The following is an 18,734-nucleotide window of genomic DNA, read 5'->3' on the forward strand; positions in this document are numbered from 1 at the left end:
TAAAAATGCCACGCCAGCAATACGAGCATGATTCTTTTTTGGGATTGTTTAAAGGAATTCATAAAACAGTCCTAACTATGTTAGTAGCTTTAATCTTAAGTTCTGGAGGAATATATGCCGTCATTGGGTTTATAGATTTTCGTATTAGTAGTTTACCTGAAAATTCTTTAGAAAAGACATCATGGAAAAATAACGTTAAACCTATCCTTTCTGATATTAGCTCGTCACTTATTTCAACTGTAGTCATAATATTGTTTTTTGAAATTGGTTTGCGAAAAGCAACTATAAAAGAGATTCGTAACATTTACAAAGAAACTCAGCCCAGTAAATACATCAGTAACTTTTATGCAAGTAACAAGGAGTCTAACGATCAAATAGTGGAAAATATTAAGATAGCAACACCAGGAAGTGATATAAAATTACTTGGGTTCGAGAAAGAGATAAATATGTTGGATTCATTAGGAATAAAAATAGTAAAGAATCAAATTATCTCTGGATGTCACTTTAGAATTATTATTTCACATCCAGAGTCTTCACTTTTAGAGTGTCTTGAAAAAGTCAATTCATCAAATAAAACTCTTTTAAAAGCATATATCGCAAGTACACTAAAGAATTTATATACAGAGTTATATAACAACCTGTCTTCATTAAAGGGAACAATTGAAGTTAGACTCCATGAAAATGTTTTTGCACCTGTTTGCTACTATTGTGGACCAGGGTTAGCATCTGTATGGATGTATCTCCCTGCCCAAGAGGGGACAGAATTTCCTGGGTTTATAGTATCTAATCAAGAGCTGATCAATGACATGAACAATTACTTTGAGCACCTATGGAAAAAAAGTTCGTATGTACTATTTAAGGTTTCAAAAGACGACTCATCATCAATGGGATTAGATTCGTTAATCCAACAATCTAACTCTCCTGCCACTCAAAATCAAGCTATTCCTTCAGCATCCCCACCAACTACAGGTCAACAGAATTCAAACCCGTAGGAACACTCAGTTGCTACGAGGCTACCAACTGAACTCGAACAATTTACACAATTGTCGATGGAAACTAGCGAGCAATTCTACTCATGTAGTCTCCCCAAAGTTTAGCCGCTAGAGCACTAGTACCACTAGTAGGGGTATTATCATCATTACCTAACCAAACACCTGTGACAAATTGTTTTGGAATATAGCCAACAAACCATAAATCTCTATAATCATTAGTGGTTCCTGTCTTACCTGCAACTTCTATCCCCGCGAGATTGGCTTTGTGTCCCGTACCATCTTCTCGTTGAACCACACCTCTAAGGAGTTTGGTCATTGTGCTGGCGACTCCTTCCTTAAGGACACGACGTTCTGATTCTCGATCGTCAGAATAAATGACCCGATCGCAGGTAGAGAAGTTTTGAATATTTTTACAACTACTGCTATCAAAGATTCGTTTAATAGCATGAGTACGAGTTCTAGTTCCTTCATTTGCTAGTACTCCGTAAGCTCCGGTCAATTCTAACAAATTTACTTCACTATGACCTAGAACCAAACGGGGAACAGGCTTGAGTTTAGATTTAATCCCCATCTGCTGAGCAATTTCTACTACATTTCCAATACCCGCTTCTCTGGCTATCTGTAATGCAATGACATTCTCCGACAATGCGATGCTGTCATACATATCCAATTTATCTTGTTTGGTATATTGACAAGAAGGGAATGACTCCTGGTCCCAATCAAACTTTTGACAGGAGTAAGTTTTCTTCGTTGATACGCCTTGCTCAAGTGCAGCCGCATACGCAAATACCTTGAAAGTCGAGCCTGGTTGTCGTTTTGTTTGCACCCGGTTCAATTGACTAACCTGATAATCTACTCCACCAACTAAAGCGAGAATTCTACCAGTATTGGGGTCTATAGTGGCGATCGCACCTTGGGAAAATCCTTTAGAAGCCCCCTCATTATTCATCGTGTTTTCTAAAGCATTCTCCGCTTTCTCTTGCATTTCCAGGTTGAGAGATGTTACGATTATATAATTTCCTTGTTGCGCTACTTCTTTTCCTAGTAAAGTTTGAAGTTCTTGAAATACATAATCTCCAAAATAGGGAGCTTTTCTGTTTTCTGCGTTCTTACAGAAAGAAGGTGCTGCTTGAATAGTGGAGCGCATTGCTAGCCTTGCCTTATCAGATGTTATTTTATACTGGTCTAACATCCGATTAATAACTCGATTACGCCTTTCAACTAAATCTTTATGACTTGCATCATCTTGATTTCTACATAAATCAAAGCCGTTTGGTCCGGGTAACATTGCTACTAAGGTCGCTGCTTCCGATAGCGTCAAATCTTTAACAGGTTTGCGGAAATAAACTTTGGCAGCATCTTTAAATCCATAGACACCCTCACCTAAATAAACATTGTTCAAATAGTTCAGTAAAATAAAGTCTTTGCTATAAACTGTTTCTAATTTCAGAGCAACAGCAGCTTCCTTGAACTTTCTAAACAAAGATTGTTCCCTTCCAACATAATTAGAGAATAAGGTACGAGCAACTTGTTGAGTCAAAGTGCTAGCACCTTCACTAATTCCTCCTCCTTGAAGGTTAATCAATATAGCCCTTGCAATTCCAATCGGATCTATACCTATATGCCAGTAATAACGGCTATCTTCTGAAGCGATCGCAGCCTGTGGTAAAAAAGTAGGAAACTGTGATAAGTTCTCTGCCTCTTCGTGAATAACGTTGCGTGGAAGGTACAGGGGAACCTGATTACTGGCGTAGACAATTACGGGTTGACGGCTAAGTACTGGTAGGGGATTTACTGCTGGACAGAGCACGTATGCCAAAACACTTAAGGTCAGAAACAAAACTGGTATGCAAATAATACCATAAAAGCTATAATAGGCAGCGGTGATGTACAAAGGAGGTGGATTGAGGTATTCAATCTGCACAGAATTTGCTAGTTCTGGTATTCCAAGAGTCAACACATCACCATGTCTTAACACAAGCTCTTTAATCTGTTTTTTTCCCTTATATATGCCGTGTTTTGAACCTCTGTCTTGAATCACAAAAGGTTTGTTTGGCAGATCGTTTCTGCGCTCAATAGACAGGTGTTCTTTGCTCACAATAGGGCTGGGCGTGACGATATCACATACCCTGCGATCGCGACCCAGAACAAATCTACTATGTAAAAGAGGATATTCTTTCACCTTTTGTACAACCGGATCTCGTACTTTGAGTTTAGGTACTCTTGCATTAGGTCTAAGTTGAGGAAATTGTTCAAAAAGAGTTGTTAAGACTCGTGAGATATTATTCCCTATGGTTTGAGAAGTTTGTTGTACTTGAGGAGGAAGTAAAGATTCAACCCATCTAAGAAAAGCTCTCAACCATTGAGCAAGTGAAGTCATGTTCTGCTCCTTTTGGTGTCACCATCTAATATGTTACAAAACTGATAACTACAAAAAAGTTTACGAAGGTAGTTACTGCATATTTACCTTCGATACTACCTAGGAAACTAGCATTAGTGACAATTCTACAAGCCAAGTATATACCAGAGCTAGTGACGACAAAGCCATCAAGTCGTTATGCTGTCACAGCAAATGGAACACGCAATTGCAGCGTAGGGTGATTAAGGATAGACGAGTCGGTATAGAACTCCCTTATCTAAGTAGCAAATTGGTAAGTCATCGCGCCCAAGAGTTCAATATCTACTGTAGAGCTTGACCAGTGAGAAACCGCGATCGTGCTTTCCTAGAACAAAATTATATGTTATTGAGGTTTGAAAGTAGCTATTAATTGAAATAAATTGCCAAGAATAAAACACACTATTCCTATAGTAGTTAAGAAAGATAAAAATATATTATCTTGATTTGAAAAAGCTACTAGAACTTGGGAAAATTTAATAATAAGAAAAACCAATAATCGCAAGAAAATAATTAATACAAGAAAGGAAAATATAGCAAGAGCAAAAATCAACACGATTCTAACAAAACTAAATTTTAATATTATTGAAAATATAAATAAAAGAATAGTAAAGATTAACATACTAATCAATACTAATAGTAGATTTTTTGTATTTTTTCCAGTCGCTCCATTACTTGAACTAGAAAGTGTTATTCTTCCTACTGCTGTGCGAGTTAAGTCACCAATAATAGGAATTTTATAAAAAAAATCACGATAAAAATTTCCAACAAATTTATCTAGAAAAGTATTTAAATTCGACATAAGGTTTGCAAAACTTGGTTTCAGCCTCTTTTCCAATTGTGAAAGCTTATCTTTTCCTATTAAGTCAGGCGCTAGTAAAAATCCTGCTAAGAAATTTAAAATGATACCAACTCTGTTCAAAGTATCAAAATCAGGAATGTAGAAGTTCATAAACTAATCAAAATAAAGGACTTAGATAGAGTAAATAAGGAATTAGGCTAAAAAATAGCACTTTTGTGATGAATACGCGCACGCAATTCCTTACAGAACTTACGCAACCTCAACGGTATTTTGGGTATTTTACGCCTTGCAGATCCACCCATCTTCCTCTAGCTCCTCTTAAAAAGAGGACTATGCATAAGTCCTAGATACGGTTAGGACGTAAACACACAGAAGTTCCTAGCGGCGACAAAAAACCTGCACCACAGTTAACAGAGTTGCCGTCTCATCAATTTTTAGGCTTTCCTTCTATAATTCTATTAGGTAAAGCAAAATCATCTTATGCAGAAGAATGTTAGTAAACCGTGACACGTTAGACTAAATTTTCTTATAAAGTACGCATCCGATCGTCAAATAGCATTACCGAAGAAAGATAGAGGCTTGGTTGCATAGGGCAGAAAGTTCATATTGTTAGCTTTTATACAATATTGAGTTTTCTGTGCTCTGCCAGATGGTCTAAAGCCGAATGTATTTATTTATGGATAAAATAGAACATTTTTCCTTGAAAGGTTGGGGAGATTGGTAAGTGCAATCTTTAGCCATAAAATTTTTACATCTTCACTTCTTGACACAAAGGGTTTTATATTAATCCCTATCAGGGATTGAAATAAGATATGTATGACGAAGAAGACCTAAGTTTACTTGATGATGTAGAGATAGAACTGGAAAGTCCCCTAGACCATTTAGGACCACTGACTGCGGAAGCAGAAGCACCTAAGCCCGATCCGGAGGCAATGCTAGCTCTATTGGAACATCCAAAACCACAGCAAAGAATGCTTGCTTCTCGTGCTTTTTGTGACATAGAAGATGCACGAGCTATTCCGCATTTGATTCGTTTGTTAACTGATACTTGCCCTTTAGTACGGGTGAGTGCGGCATATGCCATTGGACGAAACCCAAGCCCAGATGCCGTGGAGCCATTGATTGCTCAATTAAACCGAGATTGGAATGGTTACGCACGTAAAGGCATTGTTTGGGCATTGGGAAACTGTCGCGATCGCCGTTCTTTACCACCCCTCACAAATGCTTTAAGGACTGATATCTCAGCAGTCCGTTTGTGGGCTGCTAGCGCCCTAGTTCAAATGGCAGATGTGGGTTATGAAACAGTTGTGAGGGCAATACCTCCCTTAATCGAAGCTTTGGTGCAAGATCCCGTAGCTCCAGTGCGAAGTAATTGTGCTTGGGCATTGGGACAATTATGCCGCGAACTCCCTTCTAATGTCGTCTATGCCACCGCTGTAGACGCTTTAATTCAAGCTTTTGCTGAAGACAAAGATTTAGGAGTTAGGGAGGATGCCAAAGCCGCAATCCTAGGTGTTGGTGATACCCGTGGACTCCAGATGGTAGAAACTCTCGAACTGGAGGGATGGTTTTAGTATGGGGCAATGGGTACTGGGGAACTCGGGGCCCCCTCCTTGTTGAGGGGCAATGGGGACTGGGAAATTCTTACTCCCAATCGCCAATTCCCTATCCCCCTTTATACTGAATCCTATAAATGCGATCGTTAGCTTCCTCAGTAACTAAAAGGCTACCGTCGGGTAAGACAAGTAAGCCTACAGGACGCCCCCAAGTTGTGGGTACGGAAGGATCTAGTAAAAATCCTGTGAGGAAGTCTTCATAATAGCCCTGGGGTCTCCCTTTACCATCAAAAGGCACAAAGACAATTTTGTAACCAGTACCGCGATCGCGATTCCAAGAACCTCGAAAGGCAACAAAAGCACCATTACGGTATTTTTGGGGAAAGGTCTGACCGTCGTAAAACTGCAAACCCAGGGCTGCTGAATGTGCTTGAAATAATACATCTGGAGTCCGAGTGCGGGCTGCTAAGTCAGGTCGTTTGCTCTTGTTACCCGTAGCTTGGCGGGGGTCAAGATTATTGGGTGTCAGGTAAGCATAAGGCCATCCGTAGAATTCTCCCTGCTGAATGCGAGTCAAGTAGTCTGGTACTAAATCATCCCCTATACCGTCTCGTTCGTTGACAGTTGAGTAAAGTTCTTTTGTCACGGGATGAAAGTCCAAACCAACTGGGTTACGCAAACCAGAGGCAAAAGTTTGCCGCCCAGACCCATCTAAGTTCATCACCTGTACGGAAGCCCTTGGGAGTGGTTCTTCATCTACATTACTTTCCGAACCAATAGAAACATATATTTTTTGACTATCTGGTGATGACACTACGTTACGAGTCCAATGCTGATTGTATCCACCACCTGGTAGGTCAGCAATTTTTTGTCCCGTACCGCTTAGTTGCTGCTGACCTTGTTGATAAGGAAATTTCAGGACAGCATCAGTATTACCTAAAAAGAAAGAATTACCTGCAAAAGCCATACCAAAGGGAATATTGAGTCCATTTGCAGAACTTGCAAATGTCTCTTTCACATCAGCCGCTCCATCACTGTTGGTATCTTTCAATAAACGAATTCGATTCTGCCTAGTTTCTGTCACTAAGACATCACCACTCGGAGTTAAAGCCAACCAACGGGGTGCATCTAAACCATCCGCAAAAACATTAACGACAAAGCCAGACGGTACGCGCAAAGTGGGTTTTGATGGAATTGGTACGACTTGAGGACTTTTTGAAGCACTGTCTGTGGCAAAAGGTTTTGGTAAACTTTTGAGGTCAATATTAATGGGTGTAGGAGACAGTGTTTCCGTCGGAATAATATTTTGTGTTTGTGCCGAATTCTGTGCCAGTTGAGCAGAGGGTGCAGAAGCTTGGGGTGTAGATTCTTCTGGCAAAGCACTCGTTCGATCGCAAGCTACTGTACCTAGAAACAGAAACAGCAGCAACCAACGCAGAGATTTCATACCAATTTCCGTACTACTTTAAAGTATAACACCTCCAGTGTAATGTTTGCCCAATGCCCCATGCCCCATAGCCATTAGCTAATGACTACTCCCGAACCGCTTTTATGATTACCTAAACAAGTAGGTGGGGCTATGCCCTACAATAGCGCATGGTGGGCACTGCCCACCCTACTTCAGTTTCACTGGTCACTGGTCACTGGTCACTGGTCACTGGTCACTGGTCACCGGTCACTGGTCACTGGTCACTGGTCACTGGTCACTGGTCACTGGTCACTGGTCACTGATTACTGGTTACTGATTACTGGTTACTGAAAAAGCTTTCCTCAATGGACTGCTGAATTTTAACATTTACGCGATCGCTGCTATTCAAGCAATCAAAGAGCAATTTGTTAGCGTCCCAGTACTGTTGTAGCAATCCCAACTCATTCTCTGTAAACTGCCAATCATAACCAATACCTCGCCCAGAGATGGCTAAAGATCTCAGTTCTTCTGTCCATTTTTCTCCATTTGCCAACCACCACGCTTTTACGGGTTCTCTCCCTTCTATAGAATTTGGTAACTGATTTTTTAGGTTTTGTAGTGATGTTTGTAATGAAGGATTTTGCCCTAATAAGTGTTCTAAATCGAGAGATAGCTGGATAGCAGATAGTCTTTGGAAGAAAATGTCCGCCGTCATGGATAAACTCACTGTAAGAGCATACGTCAAAGCTAAATCTAAGGCTAAATCGGTAACAAGTGTACCTGCAAGCCTTTTATCTAATAACAGAGTAAAACTTTGGTTTCCTGCTAGGGAATGTTTTGGAGGAAGAGCGAGGGTAAAGTAAAAGGAACGAACGCTAGCTGGGTGATAAGATACGATGGCACTTGCTTTTTGATTTATCCATTTAAGATATTGCTGTAATTTTTCATTGGAAGCAGCAAGAATATTAATTTGTTGTTTCAACAATAACCACAAATCATCCCCAGAGTACAGCATTTCCGAAACCAATAAAAAAACTTCTCTCCAAGACTTTTCATAAAAATGAGTTGCAAATTCTTGCAATGTTTGAGGATTGGCAGTTGCTACAATTTCTCTTGCAGTAAAATATTCATGAAAAGTTAAGTGGGAAAAAGAATAAATTCCTCGTGCTTGCTCTACTAAGAGTCCATGCTGTGCTTCGATTGATTTTAATACGACCGTACTATCTAGCTGTAAAGCATCCACATCTGTAGGTACTTGTCGCAAATCGCTAAGGTAATCGCCAATAAGTTGCTGGATTTGAGCTTCAGAAAAAAAGCGATCGCCTCGAGCAAAAGTACTTGCTGCTATGCGACTGAGTAACTTAATTTTCTGTAATAAAGATAAATTATAGTAAAATTCATCTCGTTTAATACCTCTAGCTTCATCCCATCGCACCAATAACAAATCCAAACCTTGTCTATAAAGTTCGGAACGGAGGTGGGGAAAATTTTTGACACGCTGAAAAACTAAGCAGGTAAGATTAAGAAGAATTGGTGTAGTTACCAGTTCTCGAATGTGATAATTTTCGAGCAATTCTAGCTTTTGCATAAATTCAGCAGCTAAGACTTTTCCGTGTACCGGATAAGATTTAGCAATAGAGACAAACCATTTCTCAACAAATGCTCGAATCTGCGCTTTCGTAAAATCAGCAATTTCAACTTGAGTAAATCCTTTAAATTGATATTTATGTCCTGCAATACGACAAGTGAGAACGATCTGATTTTTATAAAACTGCTCGGTAAAGTAACGAATTTCTTTAATCACTTTATCGCTTTCTTTCTCGCTAACTTCATCTAAACCATCTAGTAGGACAATTGCCTTACCATGATGAAGTATTATTTCAATTTCTTGTTCTAATATATTGCAAGACTTAGCTATCTGACCTAAGTAGTTGAGTAAACTACTATTGGGGATTGTACTCGTGTCTTCCGCAAAGCTTTTTAAACTTACAAAAATTGGCAGACAATCTGGTTTAAAATTTCCTTGGTTGCACCGAATTGCAATTGATTGTAAAAAAGTGGTTTTCCCAGAGCCCGGTTTACCCAATACCATCAGCTTAGAATATTTTAAAACTGCCTCATACCCAGCAATTCGTTCTTGATGTAATTGATTCGAGTAAAAACCACCAAATTCTAACCTTGTCTTGTTTTGAATGGAAGAATAATTGTTAGTTTTGTTAAACGTAAAGTTTTGTAGCTCGGTCAAATCTAGCCATCGCTGACTGGTAATTTCTTCTAGAATATTGACATCGATATAAAGAGCGTCTAAATTCAGAGGCTGAGCTATATCCAAAATATATACAGTACCGCACTGGTCTTGAATTTTTTTATAGTATGCAGCCCGTGCTTTTTGTACTAAAGCACTAATATCTGTGGTATTTTCTTGTATCTTCTCTGAATTGGTTGCTAGTTCTTCATCGGGCTGTTGGACGATTTCTTCGAGATTTAAATCTAATAAATGACAAATCTCGTGAAAGACGTAACGTTCAACAGGTTTTCCACTAAAAAACTTCCAAATTGGTTGTCGAGTGTCCAATCCAACTTCAGATGCTAAGTATTCTTGTGTCCAGCCTTTCAGTTTAAAAGCATATTTCGCTTTTCTTATACCCTCAGTTGATGCTTGGAGCGATCGCTTTGCCATATTCTATAATCAATGATTTTTCGTTCATTTTATACAAGATATACGCAAAGTCAAACAGCAAATCACACATAATCTCAAACATCAGCCGTTCATAATGGTATCAAAGTCAGCCAATTAACCAATAATAAATTCAAACACGATAAGGCACTACCACAAATCAGCCTACTGTGGATAATGCCTTAAGTGTTTTCTTTTTTACATGAAGTACAGGGAAGCAGTACTTGCACAACAGTTTTCTCTCCAGGCTGACTGTGAATAGAAAGTTCACCTCCGTGTAATTCCACTATGCGCTTAACAATACTTAATCCCAAACCCGAACCTTGCTGTTCGTAAAGTTTTCGCTCAAATTGCCGATATGCACCCAAATCAGAAATTTCAGCACTTGTCATACCTCTACCAAAGTCAGTAAAAGATAGAATAAGTTTTCGATTGCTAACAGTACTGTCTACATATATTTTTGTTCCTGGCAATGAGAATTTTAAAGCATTATCTAACAATTCTTCAGTTATTTTATAAAGTTTAGTTTCACACATCCTTAGCCTACAAGATTTTTGAAAATTGATACATACATCCGCTCCACGCCCTAGTTTTTTAGCTTTTTCATCGATTAATTTTTGCAATCCCATTGTAGGGAATTTAGTCTTGTGGGTTTGAAGTAAATGTACTCTCTGTGAATCTGTGGCTGCGATTTCTAATTCTGCATAAAGTAAAAATTTTTGAATTAGCCTGTAGAGACGTTCTCCTGATTTGTGAATGCCTTCAGCCATTTCACGGATTTCGTGAGGACTAAGATTATCGACTTCTCTAATAAGAAGTTCTGAAAAACCCAAAATCCCATTGAGTGGTGTCCGCATTTCATGAGGAAGTGACATAGCAATATTACTACACAACTCATCTAGCTTTTTTTGTGATTGCTGACGAATAGCCGCTTGTTTTTCCAATCTTGAGGAAATAGCTGCTAGTAATTCTACCCTAGTAAAAGGCTTGGTTAAATAATCATCTGCCCCCAAAAGCATTCCTTGACGCACATCAGCTTTTTCACACTTAGCAGTCAAGAAAATAAATGGAATTGTTGCTGTTAGCGGTTGTTGACGTAATTTTTGCAAAACATCATGCCCGTTTAGTTCTGGCATCATAACATCGCAAATAATTAAATCTGGCACTTCCTCATGAGCTAATTGCACGCCCATGAGACCATTTTCTGCAGCAATAACCTGAAAATTCTCATAGGTGAGTAATTCTACCAAATTTTGCCTTACAAATGTCTCATCTTCTATGATTAGAATTTTGTGCTTATTATTATTTGTCATTTGTCATTGGTTATTTGTCATTAGTCATTTGTCATTGCTTGTTTGCCTCCATCTATAGCAACCCTCAATCATTTATAAACAATCTTAGGTACTGTAGGTAGGGAAGACAGCCCACCACAAAGTTTGATGGTGGGCAATGCTCACCCTACATATATTTTATAAATTAAATAAGATTGCTATATTTACTTAAGTCATCAGTTTGTTATTTCTTTAACAAACATTGATAATTATTATTTGAGTATTAAATATCTTCTAAAAACCCACTAACAACTAACAACTAACCTTTTATCCTCTCTTAACATTTTTTCAAACTCCGACGCTGGTAAAGGACGGCTAAAGAGGAAACCTTGCATAGCGTCACAGTTATAAGCTCGTAAGAATTCTAATTCTTGTTCTGTCTCTACACCTTCAGCTATGACTTTTAAATTTAAATTGTGTGCCATTTGAATTAGTGCTGTAGTGATTGCTGCTTTTTGTGGATCGCTGGCAACGTTTTGAATAAAGTAACGATCTATTTTTAATGTGTTAACAGGTAGTTGTTTTAGATAAAGCAAAGAAGAATAACCCGTCCCAAAATCATCAATAGCAATTTGTACTCCTAAAGAGTTGATTTCCTGTATATTTTGAAAAGCACAATCTACATTTTGCATAATCATGCTTTCTGTTAATTCTAGTCCTATGCGATCGGCTACTAGGTTATTGTTCAGTAAAAACTTAATAATTTTTTGACTAAATTCAGGTTGCATCAATTCACAAACAGATAAATTGACAGCAATATGTAAGAAAGTAAATCCTGCATCATGCCACAATTTTGTTTGCTTGCACACGCAACGCAATATCCACTCTCCAATAGGGATAATTAAACCTGTAGACTCTGCTAAAGGAATAACTTCTGTTGGAGAAACCATACCTAGTTCGGGATGTTGCCAGCGTAGCAAGCTTTCGGCTGCTACAATTCTACCAGAATTGAGATCGACAATAGGTTGGTAATAAATTTGAAATTGGCGAAATTCTCGCCGTTCTAAAGTATGACGCAAGCACATTTCTAGCTTTTGTGCTTTTGGAGAAACAGCCTTAGTTTCATAGTTTGGATTTTTATTTATACATTGTTTAAAAGCGGCTTGTTTGGATAAACGACTGGCGATCGCATTTAACAGTTCAGCTCGAGTAAATGGTTTGGTTAAATAGTCATCTGCTCCTAAATCCATGCCTTGACGAAAATCAGATCTAGCAGATCTAGCAGTTAGGAAGATAAACGGAATTGTTGCGGTCGGTGTTTGTTCGCGTAATGCAGTGAGTACACCATAACCGTCAACCTCTGGCATCATGAGATCGCACAAAATGAGATCGGGCGCTTCAGAGAATGCTAATTGTAAGCCCATTTTTCCATTAGCAGCAGAAATTGTATCATAGTTTTCTGCTTCCAATAGGTCTAAAATATTCTCCCTTACTGATTCTTCGTCTTCAATAACTAAAATTTTGATCATATTTTCCCTAATTTGTCCTTGGTCATTGGTCACTGGTTACTGGTCACTGGTCACTGGTCACTGGTCACTGATCGCTGATGATTGGTAACGTAACAGTGAAGGTTGTTCCAACACCAACTTGACTTTTCACAGTAATGTTACCTTTGTGGGTATCGACGCATTTTTTAACAATCGCTAGTCCCAATCCTGTCCCCTGGATATGACTGACGTTTGTAGCACGATGAAAGGATTCAAATATATAAGGTAGATCGTCTGCTGGGATGCCAATCCCATGGTCTTGAATTTCAAAAATTGCTTGCTCAGCTTCTAACTGAAGGGTAAATTGGATAAGAGGGCTTTCCGGAGAATATTTAATAGCATTTGATAGTAAATTACTTAAAATGTGACTTAGTAATTTTTTATCCATACGACATTGTAAGGACTTATTTTGAGTTTTAAAATTGATAAGTTGAGAATTTTTAATATTTAATTCTGATTCCTTCACAATATACTGACAGTATTCGACGAGATCGAACTCTTCTAGAGTCAAATCTAGTTTTCCCGATTCTGCTCTACCAATTAACAAAACATTGTCTAACATTTCTGTCATATGATGAACGGCGTTTTGAATGCGTTGCAGGTGAGAAAGCTGTTTTTCCTGCGTCCATTTATGACGGTAATGTTGTAGCAATTCTGCTGAGGAGAGAATAGTACTTAAGGGTGTCCGAAATTCATGGGAAGTCATAGCAATAAAGCGAGATCTGAGATCGTTAAGTTCTTTTTCTTTTTGCAATGCATTTTTTAGTTCCTCTTCAAGTTGTTTGCGTTCTGTAATATCAAGCCAGTAACCAACGATTTCTATTGGATTGCCAGTATCATCTAGTACAAGTTGAGCTTGATCGTACATCCACCGGACACTACCATCTTTGTGGAAAAAACGGTACTCGTAGTTAATTTGTCCTCGCTCAAACAGAATTGCCAAATCTGCACTGACTCTTGGCAAATCTTCTGGAAAAACGCGATCTATCCAAAAACTAGGCGTTTGAATAAACTCTTGTACTTCATAACCCAACATGGACATGACATTTTCACTGATAAACGTTGTTGCATAATCGTCTGAAGGTTTGCAGCTATAAATGACTCCCGGACTAGAGGAGAGTAAATAGTGCAGCCGTTCTTGCGATACTAATAGAGCAACAGCTGCCCTCTGTCGCTCTGTAATATCAGTTTGAATACCAATATAGTGTGTTAAATTTCCACTCGAGTCGTGAACCGGAGAAATACTTAATTCATTCCAAAATAACGAGCCATCTTTACGGTAGTTGCGTAAAACTACAGTACAGCCCTTTCTTTGGAAAATAGCATTACGTAATTGAACTAAACCGGGCTGATCGGTATCGCCATTTTGAAGAAAACGGCAATCTCGTCCTAGCACTTCTTCTATAGAGTAACCTGTAATTTGCTCAAACGCTCTATTAGCATAAATAATTGGTGAGTTTGGTATGGACGCATCAGTAATAATAATGCCATTGCTGCTAGCTGCGATCGCGCGATCGCGCAAGCGGAGACTTTCTTCGGCTTGCTTGCGAGAAGAGATATCCTCAAACGTACCTAAGATCCCCATGACTTTACCTTCTAAATCGTGAAGTGGGACTCTTGTTGTCTCTAGCCAAGCTTCTTTGCCATCTTTACGTGTGTGAAGTGAGACTACATGATACTCTGGTGCGTCAGTCTCCATCACCCTGAGATCGCATTCCCGGTAATAGTCAGCTTCTTCGCGATCGCGAATTATATCGTAATCAGTTTTGCCAATAATATCTTCTGGACGCTCCAAGCCTACTATCTGAGCAAAATTGCGGTTACAACCCAAATATACGGATGTTGTATCCTTCCAAAAAATACTTTGAGGAATGTTGTCCATGATATGTTGCAACATTTCTTGAGATTGTCGCAATTGCTCTTCTATTAACTGGCGATCTGCAATTTCATACATTAACTGTTGATTTATATCTCGCAAAGCTTTTGTACGTTCTTCAACCCGCATTTCCAGTTCTGCATTTGCTTGAACGAGATCTGCTTGCGCTTGTTGTAGTGCTCTTTCTACTTGCTTAGTTTCCGTAATATCAATTCCCACGAGAACTGCAGCATTATTTTGCTGATACTTATGCGCTGTAATCAAATAATTACGAGTTGTGCCATGTACCTGCATATCAAAGATACGAGATCTGGCTATTTCCAAGCTACTTATAAAATCTTGTATAAACTTTGTAATATTTTGATTGGTTTGCGTAAAACCCACCGATTGACCGACAAAATCATCAGTCGTTAAATTTAAACTTTCAGCTAAACGACGGTTCACTCCCAAATAGTGTCCATCAGCTCTCACCCACGAGACAAATACCGGCACTGCATCTATAACAGCTTGAAGTTGCTGTTCTGCTTCAGAATTCATAACAGCCGACTCTACTAAACTAGGTTGCTTCTGAATTTGCGTTAATTCACCTATAGTCAATCCTTCTCTTTCTAAAAAGTGGCAAATACTTTCATAAGTAATGACTCCAATGAATTGCTCCTTTTCGTCCACAATGACTAATGCAGGTAAATGATGCAGGCGCAATAGTGTTAGTAGTGTTACTATATGATTTTCCATTTCAGAGCGCTTCAGAGTAATTACTGAAGTCTCCATCACTTCAAAAATCTTAATTGCTTTAAAGTTAATATCTGAAAAAGCTATCCGCACTATATCTCGTTCTGTTAGTAACCCCACTACGCGCATTTCGTCGAGTACCAAGACAAAACCTGTTTGCAGCTGAGATTGATGCATAAGAGCCACAGCGTCTGACAAAGTTTCTTCTGGGGTAATAGTTAGAGGAGAAGGATAAATGATAGAGTCTAAACTCGGTAATACAATATATTGAGCTAAAGTATGCATAAAAAATTACAATAGCCTAAGTGGCAAAATTGTATTATAAGATTTCTTTTAACTGACTTGTTGCATTGTTACTTTGTCATAAAACATTTTCTTGCGTAGAAATACAAAAAAATAAAATTAATTTATACAAAAATTTCTTTTTAAGGGATTGAACCACAGCATTCTTGTTCTTGTGGTACGGGCGTCCTCGCCCGTACCACAAGATGAGTAATGTAATTCTTGGAAATCCCTTACTTGCGAACTTGGGCGCGTTCTCCATAACGTAATAACCGATCTATCGTAGTCAAACGATTTTCCCAAACTTTGACTTGATAGGAATTTTCTTGAGATGGAGCACGCATTAAAGTTCTAAATTGAGACACAAAACGAGTGAGTACGGCTTTTGCAGCAATCAAATTGCTAGAATTAGGCTCTTGCGCTACCCGATCTAAAGCACTTTGTACAATATCTGCTTGAGAATTAAATGTGGCTAGGGTTGTGTTCGAGAGTTGCAACTTATTATTTTGAAACAAAAATTTCCATTCCCGTTGTAAAGCAGAGTAACGAGCAGCCGCAGTTTTAAAAGGTTGGCGGTGAGGAATGAGTTCTTGCGATCTGGGTTGAATGCTTCCTTGAGTTGCACTAAAAACTTTATGTAGATCGCTACCAAAGTTCTCCGTGGCAAATAAAGCGTAACCAATTACGGGTAAGTCTCTCAAGAGTTGAATTTGGTCGAATGCACCTACGGTGGGTAATGAAAGTAAGCGGATTCCCGGTACTAATAGCGCCGATCCCAGTTGTGAAGATCTGATCCAAGGTTGTGCTAGTCGCTCGAAACGAGCTGTCTCTAAAGCATAGGTCATAGGAACAATCAAATCTATATCCCCGTTCTTTGCCCAAACTTCCCATTGTTGTTGAAGTTTTTGAATGCGTTCTTGTTCTTGTAGGGGAAATACAGCAGCTGACAAAATTAAATTCGGTCGTTTTTCTCGCAGCTGCTTTGACAGTTGTGCAACAAAAGTATTAATTTGAGAAGTCCGAAATTCCGTCCACTTTTGCCATAACTCTCTGTCTTTTGGAGAAATTGTAGCTGGATCTACCCCAGTTTGTTGTTGAAACTGCTGTCTAGCAGCTATGCCATAACCATAAGTCCGGTTAGCAGAGGGGTCTTGAAAGGGATAGCGAATGTAGTCTAGTTGCAGACCATCGACGTTGTAACGAGTGACAATTTCCTCGTAGAGATTTAGTAGGTACTGCCTTAACTGAGGATTTGCTGGATCGAAGAATGGCTTACCCTGTCCCACAGGAATCATCTGACCGCGATTGTCGTAGCCAGCCCAATCGGGATGAGCCGCAAGCACGGGTCCTGGATATTCAGGGTTAAGGTTCAGCAGTATATTGTGTTTTCTGTTACCTGCTGCAAACGCCCAAACCCAAGCGTGTAATTCTATACCTCTCTCATGAGCTAGCTTAACCGCAACTTCAAGCGGGTCCCATCCTTGAATGAGGGGGTTTTGCTGGGGTGCAATTTTGCTGGGGTAAATTGTGTACCCGGCGTTGATGGTTTCAAAATATACTGTGTTAATTCCCGCTTGAGCCAATTTATCAAAAATAACGGCTAACCCTTGTTCGTTTTTAGCACGGACAATTGTTCCGCGATCGAGCCACACTGACCGAATTTCTGGTTGAGCTAGTCTTTGGTCGAGAGGAAATTGTTTCCATAAATTTGCTCTTGCGGTTTGCCACTGCTGACGAGCAAGGGCATAATTTCTTTGTGCAACCAATTGGGGCAAGTTTTTAGCGACTGCACGAGCATTATCTATGACTTGTTCTGTATTGGAAACAAGCGAACCTGGTGTTGTTGATGCAACTTCTGTTTGTTGTGCCTTAGTCGCTTGAGCGCTGTTACTGTTTCCGTTAATAATTGAAGCTGCCAAACGAGAACTCTCTACTCTACCAATCAGATTTTCGAGTTCGTGTTGGAGTCCGATCGCATCCGACGAGCTTATGGATGATTGTGAGTTGGGATCGACATTAAATCGTACCCTTTGTTCTAATTGGTCGATCGCTTCGTCTGACTTCAGTGGCGGTGCAATGTTAATACGGGGAGTAGGGAGTAGGGAATAGGGAGTAGGGGAGGCGGAGGGAGTTGGAGAGGGGGAAGTTGGATTTCCCTTTGGAGTTGTGGGTTGTGGGGAGGTAGGAGTTTTGGATAAAGTGGATGAGGTAGATGAAGCGGAGCTTTCTCCCCTGCTTCTCTGCCCCTCTGCCCTTCTGCTCTCTACTTTCTGCGTTCCAGAAGTAGAAGGTAGCCTTGCCAAAGTTGTATTACAAGTGCCAGAACCTCCTGGAACTCGAGTTGGGGCAGTTTTAGATTTTTTGAGAAAACGGTTGATACTTGTTTGTAACCAAGCTGTATCCAACTCTGGTGATGCAACAGCATCGACTCCCCAACGCCAACCAAAAAATGTAGAACGCTCGGTGGCTACCACTGCGGCTGCATTATCTTTGGCATTCCAAACAGCAGCAGTTTGAGTGGTAGCTAATTCATCAGGAATAACAACACCACCACGTATTTTGCCAAAAAGTTCCTTTTTATCTGCCCAAGCTTGAATTTTTGGTTTTGGAGGAAGTTGTAATTGTTGTGCGTTTTCAAGGCTAAATCCCCAATAGCCTCCTAACAATGCACGCAAAAGCTGTCTAACTCCTGGTGCTGATACGCTTCCCATAGGACCGCTTGCAATCAAGCGCCCTCCTTTGCTCATCCATTCTTCTAAAGCAATCGCTTGTCCTGGAGTTAAGGACTCAACATTGGGTATAAATAAGATAGTGCGATCGCCCCAATCTGCTGTGCTACTCACATTCCACAAGGGAACTATACAGAACTTTACTCCTGCTGCTTGCAAACGGTTTGTAATACCCGTCCACTGATTTGTATTTTCTGTACTTTGGACAATACTAATAACTGGCTCTGTTGCTGTTGCAGTAGCAGGTGCAATTAGTAAATTCAATAGTAATAATTTAAAATTTAAAATTAAAAATCCTGCTTTTTGAATTTTTCGTCTCCGATTTGTCACTATAAACCCCCACAGCATCATCTTAGTTCGTAACTAGTAGGTAGGGCTAAAGCCCACTACCTTAAACTTTTGTAAGGCATAGCCCTACCTACGTGCCATTAAAAAATAAGATTTTTAATTGTTAATTGCCATTAGCT

At 39.5% G+C, this 18,734-nt stretch carries 10 protein-coding genes; 2 read left to right on the forward strand and 8 right to left on the reverse strand.

Annotated features, from left to right (window positions below):
• Positions 1–5 precede the first annotated feature (5 nt).
• On the forward strand, positions 6–992 hold the full coding sequence (locus ACKTT2_RS48755) for a hypothetical protein (protein ID WP_407900344.1): 987 nt from the start codon (positions 6–8) through the stop codon (positions 990–992).
• 64 nt (positions 993–1,056) lie between these two features.
• On the opposite strand, the gene ACKTT2_RS48760 is transcribed toward ACKTT2_RS48755, so the two are convergent.
• Together ACKTT2_RS48760 and ACKTT2_RS48765 are read right to left on the reverse strand one after the other, a co-directional pair.
• Entirely contained in the window at positions 1,057–3,372 is a 2,316-nt protein-coding gene (locus tag ACKTT2_RS48760) for a transglycosylase domain-containing protein (RefSeq protein ID WP_407900345.1), read from the reverse strand.
• A gap of 361 nt (positions 3,373–3,733) precedes the next feature.
• Positions 3,734–4,339 carry a hypothetical protein gene (locus ACKTT2_RS48765; protein WP_407900346.1) on the reverse strand — a complete coding sequence of 202 codons (606 nt, stop codon included), beginning with the start codon at positions 4,337–4,339 and terminating at the stop codon, positions 3,734–3,736.
• A 662-nt stretch (positions 4,340–5,001) separates the two neighbouring features.
• Here ACKTT2_RS48765 and ACKTT2_RS48770 point away from each other — a divergent pair.
• A complete protein-coding gene (locus ACKTT2_RS48770; protein ID WP_407900347.1) occupies positions 5,002–5,763 on the forward strand; it encodes a HEAT repeat domain-containing protein in 762 nt (253 codons plus the stop codon).
• Positions 5,764–5,854: 91 nt separating this feature from the next.
• Here ACKTT2_RS48770 and ACKTT2_RS48775 read toward each other — a convergent pair whose 3' ends face one another.
• The 6 genes from ACKTT2_RS48775 to ACKTT2_RS48800 all read right to left on the reverse strand — a co-directional run bounded on the left by ACKTT2_RS48775 (position 5,855) and on the right by ACKTT2_RS48800 (position 18,615).
• Positions 5,855–7,192 carry a PQQ-dependent sugar dehydrogenase gene (locus ACKTT2_RS48775; RefSeq protein WP_407900348.1) on the reverse strand — a complete coding sequence of 446 codons (1,338 nt, stop codon included), beginning with the start codon at positions 7,190–7,192 and terminating at the stop codon, positions 5,855–5,857.
• Between the two features lie 298 nt (positions 7,193–7,490).
• Complete coding sequence (locus ACKTT2_RS48780) at positions 7,491–9,833, reverse strand: NACHT domain-containing protein (RefSeq protein ID WP_407900349.1); 2,343 nt, start codon at positions 9,831–9,833, stop codon at positions 7,491–7,493.
• A 179-nt stretch (positions 9,834–10,012) separates the two neighbouring features.
• The gene (locus tag ACKTT2_RS48785; RefSeq protein ID WP_407900350.1) at positions 10,013–11,143 is read right to left on the reverse strand and encodes a hybrid sensor histidine kinase/response regulator; all 1,131 of its coding nucleotides are present in this window, start codon (positions 11,141–11,143) and stop codon (positions 10,013–10,015) included.
• 263 nt (positions 11,144–11,406) lie between these two features.
• A complete protein-coding gene (locus ACKTT2_RS48790) occupies positions 11,407–12,630 on the reverse strand; it encodes an EAL domain-containing response regulator (RefSeq protein WP_407900447.1) in 1,224 nt (407 codons plus the stop codon).
• Positions 12,631–12,694: 64 nt separating this feature from the next.
• The gene (locus tag ACKTT2_RS48795; RefSeq protein WP_407900351.1) at positions 12,695–15,541 is read right to left on the reverse strand and encodes a PAS domain S-box protein; all 2,847 of its coding nucleotides are present in this window, start codon (positions 15,539–15,541) and stop codon (positions 12,695–12,697) included.
• A gap of 230 nt (positions 15,542–15,771) precedes the next feature.
• Positions 15,772–18,615: a family 10 glycosylhydrolase gene (locus tag ACKTT2_RS48800; protein WP_407900448.1), complete on the reverse strand. Its 2,844-nt coding sequence runs from the start codon at positions 18,613–18,615 to the stop codon at positions 15,772–15,774.
• Positions 18,616–18,734: the final 119 nt, after the last annotated feature.

It is taken from the genome of Scytonema hankhaensis NUACC26 (assembly GCF_045865695.1).
GTDB lineage: Bacteria > Cyanobacteriota > Cyanobacteriia > Cyanobacteriales > Nostocaceae > Scytonema.